Source organism: Aquiflexum sp. TKW24L (genome assembly GCF_023502205.1).
GTDB lineage: Bacteria > Bacteroidota > Bacteroidia > Cytophagales > Cyclobacteriaceae > Cognataquiflexum.
On the sequence record NZ_JAMFLG010000012.1, the window covers coordinates 116,811 to 131,189 of the forward strand.

The 14,379-nt window shown below is 41.3% G+C and carries 10 protein-coding genes; 3 read left to right on the forward strand and 7 right to left on the reverse strand.

Features of this window, described 5'->3' with window-relative positions; all coding sequences use genetic code 11:
- Position 1: 1 nt before the first annotated feature.
- The 7 genes from M3O96_RS10235 to M3O96_RS10265 form a co-directional block, all read right to left on the reverse strand.
- Entirely contained in the window at positions 2-3,265 is a 3,264-nt protein-coding gene (locus tag M3O96_RS10235; RefSeq protein WP_249720358.1) for a helicase-related protein, read from the reverse strand.
- Positions 3,266-3,435: 170 nt separating this feature from the next.
- Positions 3,436-4,536: a glycerate kinase family protein gene (locus M3O96_RS10240; protein ID WP_249720360.1), complete on the reverse strand. Its 1,101-nt coding sequence runs from the start codon at positions 4,534-4,536 to the stop codon at positions 3,436-3,438.
- Positions 4,537-4,877: 341 nt separating this feature from the next.
- Complete coding sequence (locus M3O96_RS10245) at positions 4,878-6,227, reverse strand: alanine/glycine:cation symporter family protein (RefSeq protein ID WP_249720361.1); 1,350 nt, start codon at positions 6,225-6,227, stop codon at positions 4,878-4,880.
- Positions 6,228-6,616: 389 nt separating this feature from the next.
- Positions 6,617-8,773, reverse strand: coding sequence for a xanthine dehydrogenase family protein molybdopterin-binding subunit (locus M3O96_RS10250; protein ID WP_249720362.1), 2,157 nt, complete (start codon positions 8,771-8,773; stop codon positions 6,617-6,619).
- Between the two features lie 2 nt (positions 8,774-8,775).
- A complete protein-coding gene (locus M3O96_RS10255) occupies positions 8,776-9,231 on the reverse strand; it encodes a (2Fe-2S)-binding protein (protein WP_249720363.1) in 456 nt (151 codons plus the stop codon).
- Between the two features lie 340 nt (positions 9,232-9,571).
- Entirely contained in the window at positions 9,572-10,165 is a 594-nt protein-coding gene (locus M3O96_RS10260) for a hypothetical protein (protein WP_249720365.1), read from the reverse strand.
- Complete coding sequence (locus tag M3O96_RS10265) at positions 10,155-10,658, reverse strand: RNA polymerase sigma factor (protein ID WP_249720366.1); 504 nt, start codon at positions 10,656-10,658, stop codon at positions 10,155-10,157. The genes M3O96_RS10260 and M3O96_RS10265 overlap by 11 nt, the downstream gene beginning before the upstream one ends.
- A 242-nt stretch (positions 10,659-10,900) precedes the next feature.
- Between M3O96_RS10265 and M3O96_RS10270 the strand changes: the two genes are divergently transcribed.
- The 3 genes from M3O96_RS10270 to fucP all read left to right on the forward strand — a co-directional run bounded on the left by M3O96_RS10270 (position 10,901) and on the right by fucP (position 14,109).
- Positions 10,901-11,752 carry a fumarylacetoacetate hydrolase family protein gene (locus M3O96_RS10270; protein WP_249720368.1) on the forward strand — a complete coding sequence of 284 codons (852 nt, stop codon included), beginning with the start codon at positions 10,901-10,903 and terminating at the stop codon, positions 11,750-11,752.
- Between the two features lie 77 nt (positions 11,753-11,829).
- On the forward strand, positions 11,830-12,609 hold the full coding sequence (locus M3O96_RS10275) for an L-fucose dehydrogenase (protein WP_249720380.1): 780 nt from the start codon (positions 11,830-11,832) through the stop codon (positions 12,607-12,609).
- 204 nt (positions 12,610-12,813) lie between these two features.
- Positions 12,814-14,109, forward strand: a complete 1,296-nt coding sequence (fucP, locus tag M3O96_RS10280; protein WP_249720370.1) for an L-fucose:H+ symporter permease — start codon at positions 12,814-12,816, stop codon at positions 14,107-14,109.
- The last annotated feature ends 270 nt before the right edge of the window (positions 14,110-14,379 follow it).

Consider the following 14,379-nt stretch of genomic DNA (forward strand, 5'->3'; position numbering starts at 1 on the left):
TTCAATTGCTAAAACTTTCAGTGATAATGATTTCGGGATTCAGGGATTTTACCCTGACGATTTTCTTTTCAAATTCCTGATCTGCTTCTTCACTGATCAGAGGATAAGCTTTAAGTATATCAATGACTTTTTCTAAAATGATGGCAGGTTTTAAAGGGAATTTTTTCAAGGCACGCTGAAACTTGTTGATGTCCCTCTGGAGATTTTGAAAACGCCCCTGACGCAAAGCTTCCTTGGCTTTGATGATCAAAACCCGTTCTTCTTCATTTACCAAAGGTAAATTAAGCATGGCATCCAAATAAGCATTTGCTCTTTTCTCGTTAGGTCCTTGAGTCGTATCAATTTTTTTATCCTTGGCCTTTTCCTTTTCGAGTAAGTCTGAGAAAAGCAGAATACCTGACTGCACTTGATCGTGGTGATTTGAATGCAATGCAATGGACTTTTCTAAAACATCTGCTTCAAAAATCTTGACAGTTTCCAAAAACGTCAGCTCCTCTGTTTCCTCGTTTTCTTTTACCAAAATGAATGCATCCCGCTTACTATCCTTGATATAGCAAATGGTACTATGGTCTAATTCTGTTTTCCTCCGCCCTACCCTTGCCCTAAGTGGCATATTTTTGATTTGCTTGAATATCCCTGGAGTTTTCTCTTTGATGTCCCTGATCATCATCAGATAAGCAAGTTTTTCATCACTTTCATCTACCGGAAGATGATCAAAAAGACCGAATGTTTCTGTCTCTTCATCAGGAGAATAGATTTGGCTGTCTTCACCCAAAGCAGCATGAAAAGCCTGCAGTTTCATAATTGCCTTTTTTTCAAGTTCAATATCATTGTTGACTTTGGCTGTTGGGTAAAAGTTGAAAACATGGACCTCATCCGCAGTCGAACCGATCCTGTTTACCCGCCCTATCCGCTGCATCAATCGGGTTGAGTTCCAAGGCGTATCATAATTTACAATCACATTTGATCGGTGAAGGTTTACTCCTTCGGCGAGAACTTCAGTAGTCAAGATGATGTTAAAATCATTTTCTTGTTCCGCTTTCGGAAAATTTGCATCGAAATTCTTTCGGACAGTTGGCATTCTGTCCTTTCTTGATTTACTGTCGACAGTTAATATTTTCCAAGGAATATGGGTACGAAGCTCCTTTTCAAGGTAACCTGTTGTTTCCTTACTTTCAGAGAAAACAACCAACTTAGATTCTGGATTTATGGATTTGTCAAGAAGGGTATTTTTCAAATAAGTAATAAACACTTCCAGTTTTGGATCTTCTATTACTTTTTCCCATTCTTCTGAAAGTTCCTTTAGCAATTTGAAATCATGCCTCAAGCCCGGTAAAAAATCATATTCAAAATCATCAGGTTCACAAATATCAATGGTCGGGTCTTCTATAGATTTTTCCAACACCAAATCAATCAACTCATCTTCCCTGCCTTCATTGATCATTTCCGTAACCGGCAAATTCGGTGCGATGAAAATGCGGCCATTTTCAAACATGGTGACCATCGCTTCGGTGGCTTTCATAAATCGGAAAAGGGATTGTTTGAAAGCAAAAAAGCTGCTGTCAATTCTTTTTACCAACATGGTTTTCATGATTTTGGCCAATTGAGCTGAAATCATGTCCGCTTGTTTGTATTTGCCTTTTTTATACGGTTTTAAAAATCCGATAGCACGATATCGGTTATATTTTAAACCTCGTGTTTCATGGCTTAAAACCTGGATGGTCTTGTCGTACAGATCCTCTAAATGAGGTTCAAGAGCATAAAGTATTTTTTTGGGCTGCCTGACTTTAGGGAATTTGATATTTTGGTTTTCAAGATCTTTTGAGTAAAGTTCGTGAGCCATCAAATCTGTCCTGGTTCTACGAACAATTAGGGGCTCAATAACTTTGGTTCTTATTTTCTCATAAATCTTTTTTACTCCGGTCTGGACTTTAACAATGTCCGGTTCACTCTTTAGTTTTTTATAAGCGTCAATTTGCTGTCTAAAAAAATGCTGCAAATTTCCCGTTTCCAAAGTCGATTCCTTACTGTCTTGGAAAAGATAAATCTGATTTGCAATGTCTTCAGGCCTGTTATTCAAAGGAGTGGCTGAAACAAGGATAATCCGCTTAGGTACTGTTTTTCCTTCAGGCAAAATTCTCCTGGTTGGAGTTTTACAAATCTTTTGGAGTTCATTGTACATTCCTGCAGTATCTGACCGAAACTTGTGTGCTTCATCGACAATAATCAAATCATAGATAGTGGCATCATTGATTTTATGTAGACTGCCATTTGTGACGATTCGGACATTATCCAAATTAAACTTCTCAATAGTCTCCACCCAGTTATCTTTTAAAGCAGGCGGAACAATGATCAATGTTCTTGACCGGTGCTCCGGAAATCCATTGGTGTAGAAATACTTCTTGGCAATTAAAGTTGATACAATTGTTTTACCCAAACCCACCACATCCGCCAAGAAAAAGCCATTGTGTTTCATCATTTTGGTAAATCCATCATTGACAGCATCGACCTGATAGGAAAGTCTTTTGAATCCTTTTGGCAAATCTGCTATGGAGTTAGGATCAAATTCTATGCTTTTGCCAAAATACTCAATAAGAAATTTCAGATACACTTCATATGGAGTGTAATTATCGTTCAAGTAGGTTTCTTTTTGTAACTTTTCTATGCTGTCCATGTCTACAGGAACAGCCTCCTCCCAAAGCTTATCAAAGGTTTTGGTTGCAAAGTCAATATCAGAATTGTCCCTAAGCTCTACATTGAATTCAAAATTTTTGGAAAGTCCTGCATCGGTTAAGTTACTAGACCCAGTTATAACTGAACCATATCCGTGATCGTGCTTTACCTCTTCTCTAAAAATGTAAATTTTAGCATGAATATTCTGTTTGGGGTGAATTTTGATTTTCACTTTACCCGTTGTGATATCTTTTATCAGTTGAATCATTCCGCCTTCAACAGTCTTGTCATATTCCGCCTCTTGAATGTTCTTTTTGACTTCTTGGAAAAACTCTTCTTGTGCTTTTTCAGCATCTCCATCAAACAAAATTCCCTGCTGATTGGCTTGGTAAACCAAAGAGTCAATGTTTATACCAACTAGAATCCTGATTTCTTCCGCATTCTCTACAAATTCCCGAATTTGAAAATATCCCGAAGCCCTAAAATACCCAACCAATGCGTCTAAAAAATGAATTTTCTTATGTTTGAATATCCCTTCTATTTTGCTTAAGAGCGTATTCTGATCTTCGTTGGTAAAAAACTTTGTACTCATTAAGGAGCTGGAGTTTATTGAAATTAATTTGTTAAGATATTAGTAAACATACTGCCTTCAAATTAATAATCCAATTTGATTTTTAAGAAATAAGACAGCGAGTGACAATGAAAAATATCAAAAATTGTCTTGGGATTTAGCTAACAAAAAAGTTAAGAATCATAAAAAGGTTAAAAATTCCACATTTCGGATTTGACCGCATTAAATAAATTCATCTTTGCTATATCAATAAATCCTTTACTGCTAAAATCCAGCTCTGGCAATTGGATCACCCGATCAAAACCCGAATCTTTTCCACCGTTTCCTGAGGTGATCAGGACTGTTTCCTTATCATGTTTTTTTGCAAGCTGAAGCAGTTCAAAACTCCCTTTTCCCGACGCGGATTGGGAGTCAAATTTACCTTCTCCGGTGATGATAATGTCAGCAGATTTGATTTTGGATTCTATACCCACTTTCTCAAAAAACCATGTTGCACCCATTTCTATTTCCATCGGAAAAAAGAATGAAAGCCCAAATGCAATTCCTCCCGCAGCACCAAAACTTTCTCTGTCTGCCAATTGCTTTCCTGATTTTTTGGCCATCAATTCCAATGCCTTGGAACAATACTTTTCAAACTTTTCCAGATCCTCCATTTCCAATCCCTTTTGGGGACCAAAAACCGGAATAGCACCTGAGGGTCCGAAAAAATGGTTGTTCACATCACAGAGGCAGGTAAATTTTAAGTTTGGTTTTGGTATCGGGCTTTGTATAAATCGGATTTTGGAAATAAAACCTTCTGAAAAAACCGGAATTTCCCTGCCTTTTTCATCCAAAAACAAAAAACCCAAACCTCTCAGAATCCCGATCCCTAGGTCCACTGTCGCACTTCCTCCCAATCCCAAGATAATATGTTCGGTTCCGGTGTCAGCAGCCTTTTTGATCAGTTCCCCAGTTCCGAATGTGCTTGTAATCCAAGGATTTCGCTCGTTAGGTTTTAATGATTTGATTCCTGAAACAGTGGATACATCCAGGTAAGCTGTCTTTTGACCCGTATCCAAAAAGTAAAATCCCTGCATCGGCCTTCCCAAAGGATCTAAGGCAATTTCGAAAACCTGCTCTAAATTCAAAGCCTTTCCAAGCAAAAAGCAAGTTCCATCCCCGCCATCCGCGATCGGGCAAACCGTCAGATTCGCATCTGGCATTTTTCCCAATATCGCATTCCCGATAATCTCCGCCGCTTCGTCAGCTTCAATCGTTCCTTTAAAGGCATTTGGGGCGATGAGGAGGTTCATTGTTCGGGGAAGTAGGGGTTGTAATTGTTGTATTGGTTGTAATGGTTGTATTTGTTGTAATGGTTGTAGCGGTTGTAGTGGTTGTAATTGTTGTCAAGTTATAATTGTTGTCGGGTTTCGGGTTTTCAAGTTGTCAAGTTTTTGTTGATCCCCTTACGTATTGACAATTGCTTGCGGACAGCCTGACAACCCTATTTCCTCCCAACAATTACAACACGAAGGTTACAACAATTACAACTATTTTTCTTAACCTGACAACAGCTTCAGCGGATAACCATGACAACATTTTATTTCCAACCCGACAACAGCTTCAGCGGATAACCATGACAACCCTTTTAGGACTACTTCCCCTTCATTCTCGCAAAATAATCCTTGGTAGCAGCTTTGACTTTTGGTGCAAGGTAAATCGTCGAAATCATCGTTGGGATTGCCATGATGGCATACATCCCATCAATAAAACTTACCACTACTTCAAGTGATACCACTGCGCCTGCGACAATGGTTAGCAAATAGAAGTAATTGTAGTAATTGGCTTTTTCTGCTCCAAAAAGGTAATTGAAACATTTGTGTCCGTAGTATGAATAGGTGAACATGGTCGAAAGCGCGAAGACCAAAACCGCCAACATCAGCAGGTATTTTCCGATTCCCGGAAGCCCCATTTCAAATGCCTGCAGCGTCAATTGCACGCCATTATTTTCGCTGTTTTCCCATACTCCAGTAAGCAAAATCACAAAGGCAGTCAATGTACAGACCACTACAGTATCAATGAATGGCCCCAACATCGCAATCAATCCTTCTCTCACCGGTTCGTTGTTTTTGGATGCACCGTGTACCATCGGCGCGGTACCGATTCCCGCTTCATTGGAAAAAGCAGCCCTTCTCGCTCCAATCACCATCACGGCCCCCACAGCCCCACCCATCACTGCATTTCCGGTAAAGGCATCTTCAATAATTAGAAGAAACATTTCAGGAACCCTTTCAATGTATTGAAACATGATCAAAAGAACTGTACCAAAATATAGTATCACCATAAATGGAACTAGTTTGGAAGCCACTGCCGCAATCCTTTGGATACCTCCCAAAATCACCACAGCTACAGCCAACATCATCAAAATCCCTAAAATCCACTTTGTGATTTCTCCATTATCAAGCCCATAAGGTGCCAACATTACAGTTCGGGTAACTTCCGTTAATTGGTTTGCTTGGAAAATGGACAACAATCCCAATACTCCGGCTACAGAAAAAAGGACAGCCAAAGGCTTCCATTTTTTACCCATGCCATGCTCGATCACATACATTGGGCCACCTTGCACTTCTCCGGAGGTATCTTTTCCCCGGTACATGATAGCTAGGCTACAGGTAAAATACTTCGTTGCCATGCCCACAAAGGCCGACATCCACATCCAAAAAATTGCGCCTGGACCACCCATATTGATGGCTATGGCCACGCCGCTGATATTACCAAGGCCGACAGTGGCGGCTATTGCGGCAGACAAAGCCTGTTGGGAAGAAATCTGCCCGGGCATATTCTGATTGTCATATTTTCCGCGGACCACTTTGAGGGCATGACCAAAATACCTGAATGGCACAAAACCTGAATAAATAAACAAAATCAAGCCTCCGCCCATTAGCAAAACGAGCATCGGCATGTCCCAAATCCAGTTACTAAAGTCAACTATGAATTCTCCCATATGTTGTGGTATAAATGAACGGGCATATTAAAAGCATTTTTCGGGAAATACAAATAAATGCTTAGAAGTGAAGTATGCATCATACTCCTTTATTGCTTGTTTATAATTGGAGATTTAACTCAAAAAATTGGACTTCTAAAAAAATGTGAATGAAAGTATTGGATATGTTTTTCTTTCCCCGTGATTCAAGAATTTACCTCAATCACCAAGAAGTCCAAAAATCCCCACCTGTCTAGGTAGTCAATAATAACTGGAACTAAGGCAAAATTCAGTTTTCCCGGGGAGATTCAAGAAAGCCTCTCCCCTTTTATTTCTATGTATTTCAACCTTATTTCATTAGTATTTCTATCATATTTCTATAGTATTTCAACCTTATTTCCCTTCAATAATCACGAAAGAATTTCCAGCACCTTCTCCGGAGTAAAAGGCATATGTCTCAAACGTTTCCCGGTCAAGGCCGCAAAGGCATTGGATATGATTGCTCCCATAAATGGCAAACCTGCTTCTCCGATTCCAGTTGGTTTTTCGGTGGAAGGAATGATTTCCAAAATGATTTCTTCGGGGGCATCTTCCATCCTTAAAATGGGATAATCGTAAAAATTGGATTGCTCCACCTGTCCTTCTTTGAAAGTAATGCTCTCAAACAGCACACTGCTCAATCCCATCACCAATGAACCTTCCATTTGGTACATGGCATTTTGGGGATGTACGACCACACCGCCATCCAATGAACCCCAAATCTTGTGAACTTTAATTTTTCCGGTTGATCTGTCAACAGAGATTTCGCAGACTCCTGCTGCTAATGAACCGCTTCGCTCCGCAAAAGCAATTCCTCTTGCTCGGCCTTTGGGGACCGGAGAATCCCATTTTGCCATGTCAGCCACTTTGTCCAAAACTGCAAGCTCCCGTGGGTGATTTTTCATCAATTCCCTTCGCAGTTGGTATGGGTCTTTCTTCTGTTCCAAAGCTATCTCGTCTACAAAAGTCTCGATCGCAAACTTGTTCGGTCCATGTCCTACAGCCCGCCAATGTTTGGTCCGCACACCATGGTCAATATTCCTGACTTCGATCAATTTGTTTGGAATATCATAAAAAGGTATGTCTGCACCCGAACCCAATAATCCTCCACCTGTTCCGATAACCACATGTTTCCACGAATTGATGTTACCGTTTTGGTCAATTCCTGCTTCTAGCTTTTGTAAAGAAATCGGCCTGAATGCGCCATACTGAAGGTCATCCTCCCGAGTCCATTGCAATTTGACAGGCAGGTTTATCGCCTTCGAAATATCCACTGCCTCTATCACAAAATCTGTCATGGATCTTCGGCCAAATCCTCCACCCAAATAACAAGTGTGCAGGTTGATCGCTTTGAAGTCCAATCCCAAATGGTTGGCAACATCATTTCTTGTACCATCAGAAGCCTGCGTACCAACCCAAACCTCTGCCGAATCGGCTTTCACGTGGGCGACGGCATTGAGCGGTTCCATCTGAGCATGGTAGACATAATCGTTTTTGTAATCTGCCTTAATTGTTTTTTGGGCTTTTGGCAACTCCCGATTCAGATCACCGGCTTGAGCCACAATGCTGCCTGTTTGGGAGGATTTGGATAGTTGCTCATACTCTGCGTAGGCTTCTTGGCTGTTGTGGGATTTAGCTTTTGGATCGCCTTTCCATGTGATTTCCATCATGGCTTTGGCTTTCAAGGCGGTTTCCATGCTGTTGGCAACTACCCCAACGCCATGCTTCAAACTGACTAAATTCAAAACTCCTTTTATACCTCTGATCGCTGATTCATTTTTGAGTTCAGGTTGGGTCCCGTTGACCGGCGAGCGGACGATGGCCGCATATACCATTCCCGGCACATGGATATCTCCTGAGTAAATGGCCGAACCATCAACCTTGAAAGGCACATCATACCGCTGATATTCTTTGCCAATCAATTTGAAATCTTTTGGGTTTTTCAAATCAGAATCCGGAATTTCAGGAACCGATGCAGGGATTTTTACGAACTCAACAATTTCTCCATAAGTGATTTTTCTATTGCTTTTTGGATGAAATACCACTCCTGACTCGGTTTTCAATTCATTTCTCTCCACTCCCCATTTCTCTGCAACTGCAGTCAGCAGAACATACCTTGCTTGTGCCCCGGACTGACGGAGGTTGTTGTAGTGGCCACTTACCGAGCGGCTTCCCACAGTCAACATGCTGCCGCCTCTTTCACCACCCCAACCGATTCCATAGATTTCCGGTTCGACAGGTGCATCTTCGATTTTCACTTTTGTCCAATCTGCGTCCATTTCCTCTGCAAAAATGGCGGCCAATGCTGTCATCGTCCCCTGCCCCATTTCCGAAGCGGGATTATAGATGGTCACTGTACCATCAGCGGCCAAATGAACCCAAGCGGAAATCTGCTTGGTATCGGCTAACTCTTCTTTTTTAAATACCAATGCCGGCAATCCGACAGCTGTCACCAAAAAGGTGATTCCTCCTCCCAATTTTAGGAATTTCCTCCTGCTCAATCCCTGTGATTCTATTTGATTTTCCATGGTTAGACTTTTTGGGCGGTTTTTTCGATTGCTTTCAATATCTTCAAATAGGTACCGCAGCGGCAAAGCACTCCGTTCATATGCTTGATGATCTCTTCCCTATTTGGGTTGGGGTTTTCTGCCAACAAAGCTGCTGCCTGCATGATTTGCCCGGATTGGCAATACCCGCATTGCGGAACCTGTTCCTCAATCCAAGCCAATTGAAGTGGATGACTTCGGTCTTCCGAAAGTCCTTCAATGGTGGTAACCTTTTTTCCTTCGGCTTGAGAAAGCGGTGTGATGCAGGATTTTATTGGTTTGCCATCAATATGAACTATGCATGATCCGCATAAGGAAACGCCACAACCGTATTTCGTTCCGGTCATTTTTAACCTTTCCCGCAATGTCCAAAGCAGGTTGGCATCCTCCTCTGCGGTGACTTGAACAGGTTTTCCATTGAGTATAAATGAGTATTGCATATTTTAGGTTGGTTATTGGTTTTAGGTCCCTGAGCTTGTCGAAGGGTGGTCCCTGATCTTGTCGAAGGGTTGGTTATTTGGTTACTGGTGAGAGGTAAAAGGTAAGAGGTTAAAGGTTAAAGGTAAGAGGTTGAAGGGATTGGTTATTGGTTTTAGGTCCCTGAGCTTGTCGAAGGGTTGGTTATTGGGAACAGGGATTTGCTGTAAGCATTTTCTAAACCGATTGTAAATCATTAAGTTAAAAAAAATAATGGGGAAAGTATATGGATTTTGGATAGGTGGCGGGATTTGAATGATAAGAACATTGGATCCATTCCAATATTGCTATTTAAGTACCTTTCTATTCATTGACCTCAGTAAACATCTTTTCAGTGGCTTTTAAGGCTTTGTTGTAAGACTTAAGTGTCCAATAAGAAAAACCCAAAAAGAACATTATCCCTATTGGAAAGTACAGCATCCAGAAAAGTGGAGTCGGGTCCAAACTAATTCCCTTTATGGCCAATAGAACCGGAACGCCAATAACCATTAGAAATAATCCCAAGGAAACATTCAGCTTCTGAAGCTTTTGGAATCTGATTTTCTGTTTGCCAAAAATCTGAATGGTTTCCAGATAAGTATGTGATGATAGATTGATTTTCCTCATCGCTCTGACCGATTGAAGGGAAATGATAGGAAGAATCAGGAGCAAAGCGATCGAAATCACCCCAAAATACTGGATCAAAGGCTCTTCAAGTTTTGGGACATTTACAGATAGGTAAGTTGCACCCAAATAGCAGATGATGGTTCCAATAAACTCAGGAAGGGCTATTTTCTTCAGATTACTTTGGTATTGGTCTTGTGTCATTTTTTCTATGATTTGTTGGTTTAGAATTTCTTGTTTTTCAACTCTTTTGCTCATGGCATTCCATCCCTGCTTCATTTCTTCAAGTTCCATAATCGGTGTTTTTTTTGATTTGAGATTTAAGTTTTTCTTTGATTCTAGAGATTTTTGTACCCACATTACTTATCGAAATTCCCACAATTTCCGATATCTCCTCATGGGATTTACCTTCTAGGAAAAGTAGGATAATCCCTTTTTCAAGCAAATTCAATTTTTGGATATGCTCATAGAGAAGTTTGATTCTTTCTTCTTCGGCCTTGTCGCTTTCATCTGTCAGCTTGTCCATTTCCAATTCAAAAGGAATGGTATCAGGCCTTTTTTTGGATTGCTTGAGATGAAAGATGGCCGTGTTGAGTGCCACCCGATACATCCAAGTGCTCAGTTTTGATTGTTCACTGAATGAACCAAATGATTTCCAAAGCTGGTAGACGATCTCCTGATACAGGTCTTTTCTATCTTGTTTGTTATCGGTATAAAGCATCGTGATTTTGTATATCAGACCTTCATTGGCTTTAATGACGTTGGCAAAATTTTCTTTTATATCCATCAAGAATCAATCTTCACTGCATTAGTATATCAAGTTTCAAAAAAATCACAGATGAGTAGAAATAATCTTTTTTAAACTGAAAATAACAATCTTAATTTTCCAACCAGTTAACAAATGATTGGTATTGGTTATAAATAGCCTTCTCCGCTATTTGCCAATCTTTTATTTTTGGTTGTAGGAAAAACCCAAAACCTGCTAACTTTAAAACTTTGTAACCTTATCAACCTAATAACCTCAAATACATGAAACTTATTCGCTTTGGAGAAACAGAAAAAGAAAAACCGGGAATCGTCTCACCTGACGGAAAATGGCTGGATTGCAGCAGTTTTGGTGAAGATTGGTCAGAAGAGTTTTTGGAAAATGATGGCCTAATTAGACTGAAATTATGGCTTGAATCAAACATACATAACCTTCAGGAAATCAGTGATAAAAATAGACTTGGTTCACCCATCAAAAGACCATCAAAAATCCTCTGTGTGGGATTGAATTATTCCCTGCATGCCAAAGAAAGCGGCATGCCTGTTCCTGAGGTTCCTATACTTTTTATGAAAGCTACTTCTTCACTTTGCGGTCCTTTTGATCCGATTTTGATTCCAAGGAATTCTACCAAAACCGATTGGGAAGTGGAGTTGGCAGTGGTAATCGGCAAGAAAGCAACCTATGTCAGCAAAGAAGATGCGATGGATTATGTGGCAGGATATGTACTTCACAACGACGTCAGCGAAAGGGATTTTCAGTTGCACCATGGCGGACAGTGGGTCAAAGGAAAAAGTGCAGACCACTTTGCTCCTCTCGGTCCCTATTTGGTTACCAAAGACGAGATCGCCGATCCACACAACCTGCGACTTTGGCTCAAAGTCAATGGTGAAACGATGCAGGACAGCAACACCTCAGACCTTGTTTTTGACATTCCAACTTTGGTTTCTTACATCAGCCAGTACATGACTTTGCTTCCCGGAGATGTGATTTCAACAGGAACACCCTCCGGCGTAGGTTTGGGACTGAAACCACCTCGCTACCTCAATCCCGGAGATGTGGTCGAATTGGGAATTGATGGATTGGGAACGGCGAGACAGGTTGCGAAGCAAGCTTAATTAATTATGAATTCAGAATTATGAATTATGAATTCACCGCTACTCTAAAATCTCACATCTTCATTTCAATACAGGCAATGAACCTAAACATCAACCAAAAAGTATATCTCGTTTCCGGCGGGGCAAAAGGTATTGGTGGAGCCATCAGCAGGGTTTTGGCTGAAGAAGGCGCCTATCCTGTGATCATTGACCCTTCGATCACAGAAGGTCAAAACCTTGTTTTTGAATGTGAGTCAAATGGAGGGAAAGCGCTTCACATACCAAGAAGGCTGACAGATTCCAAGGTGGTCAAAGAAGCTGTGGAAATGGCTTTTCAGAAGTTTGGAAGAATTGACGGGGTGGTCAATAACGCCGGTGTCAATGATGGTGTTGGATTGGAAAATGGCTCTCCTGAAGCTTTCAGGGCATCTGTTGAAAAAAACCTCGGCCATTACTATGATTTGGTACACTATGCACTTCCGCATCTCAAAGCATCGAAAGGAAGTATTGTCAATATCAGCAGCAAAACCGCGGTCACCGGACAAGGAAATACAAGTGGCTACACTGCGGCAAAAGGTGGCCAATTGTCACTAACAAGAGAATGGGCCGTAGAACTCCTCAAATACGGCATCCGGGTCAATGCGGTGATTCCTGCTGAAGTCATGACACCCTTGTATGAAAGTTGGCTGAAGACATTTGACAATCCTGAAGATAAATTGAACGAGATTCAAAATAGAATTCCTCTTGAAAAAAGGATGACCACACCACGAGAAATCGCAGATATGGTGGTTTTCTTACTATCAGAGCGCTCTTCCCATACCACCGGACAATTGATCTATGTGGATGGAGGATACACACATTTGGACAGGGCGATTTGAGTACCAAGTATGAAGTACGAAGTACCATGTATAAAGTACCAAGATTCAAAGATGTAAGGATCAAGAAAAAGTCTTAAGTATTATTTCCACGATATGTATTCAAAATCAGATAACCAAATAACCAATTAATCAATAACCAACCCTTCGACAAGCTCAGGGACCTAAAACCAAATAACCTCTAACCAATTAACCATTAACCGCAAAATGCCCAAAACCACCCTACTTCCAAAAGCCCTCCTCCTGCCCTTTATCCTGATTACTTCTTTGTTTGCATTGTGGGGATTTGCCAATGACATCACCAATCCCATGGTGGCGGCATTCAAGCGGGTTTTGGAGTTGAACAACGTTCAAGCGTCCTTGGTGCAGATGGCATTTTATGGAGGATACTTTACCATGGCACTTCCGGCGGCCATATTTATCAAGAAATACAGCTACAAGACAGGTGTTTTGATCGGGATGGGTTTGTATGCTTTTGGAGCTTTGCTATTTTATCCTGCGGCTGCTTGGGAAAGCTATTTCTTCTTTCTTTTGGCTCTTTATATCCTGACGTTTGGATTGGCTTTTTTGGAAACTACCGCCAATCCTTACGTACTGTCCATGGGTTCGGAGGAAACAGCAACCCAAAGACTGAATCTTGCCCAAGCATTCAATCCGATGGGCGCTTTGGCCGGTCTTTTTGTGGCAAAAGAATTTATCCTCAATGCCCTCCAATCCAACAATACAGATGCTGCGGGAAACCTTATTTACGACACTTTGGATGAATCAGCCAAAGCCATCGTCCGAACCAATGACCTGATGGTAATCAGAGATCCTTATGTGATGCTAGGATTGGTGGTAATTATCCTTGGATTGGTCATTGCCTTTGCCAAAATGCCTGAAAGCAAAACCAACAACGGAAAATTAGACTTTTGGCCTTCTATGAAACGGCTAGCCCGGCAACCTCAATTTGTGGAAGGTGTTGTCGCACAGATGTTTTATGTCGGTGCACAGATTATGGTTTGGACATATATCTACCAATATGCCGAGGCCATGGGAATTGACAATGCTTCGGCGGTGAATTATGCCTATGCCGCATTGATTCTCTTTTTGGTGGGAAGATGGATTTGTACATTTTTGTTCAGGTACTTCCCTCCTGCCAAATTGCTGTTTTATTTCGCTGTTTTGGCGGGAGCATTCACACTTGGTGCCATGTTTATCGAGGGGATTTATGGGCTTTATTCTTTGGTGGGAATCTCATTTGCCATGTCCCTGATGTTTCCCACGATCTATGGCATCGCCTTAGAAGGATTGGGAGAAGATGGGAAATATGGCGCGGCATTTTTGGTGATGGCGATTGTGGGCGGGGCCATCATGCCCACTCTTCAGGGCGTGATCTTGGATTTTGGCGGACCTGCCTATGATGACATCCTGATCATGGGGGTTTCTGAAGTCAATTTCTCTTTTATATTGCCTTTGGTTTGTTTTATGGTGGTGGGGGTATTTGGGTTTAGGAGGAAGTAAAAGGAAGTCTCACGCTGAAATGCAAAGAAAAGGATTCCGGAAATGGTTTCCCACAAAGTCACGGAGGCACAAAGGAAAAGGCACTTCAAGATTTGTAAAAATTGTTTCCCGCAAAGACGCGAAGACGCAAAGTAAAAAAAGGAAATCCCACGAAGGCGCAAAGACACAAAGGAGGATTTCTGTTATCCTGCTTCTCCAAGAGAAGGATTTGTCTCACGCAAAGTCGCAAAAACGCAAAGAAAAAAATTGAGCTCAGTCCCCACAAAGGCA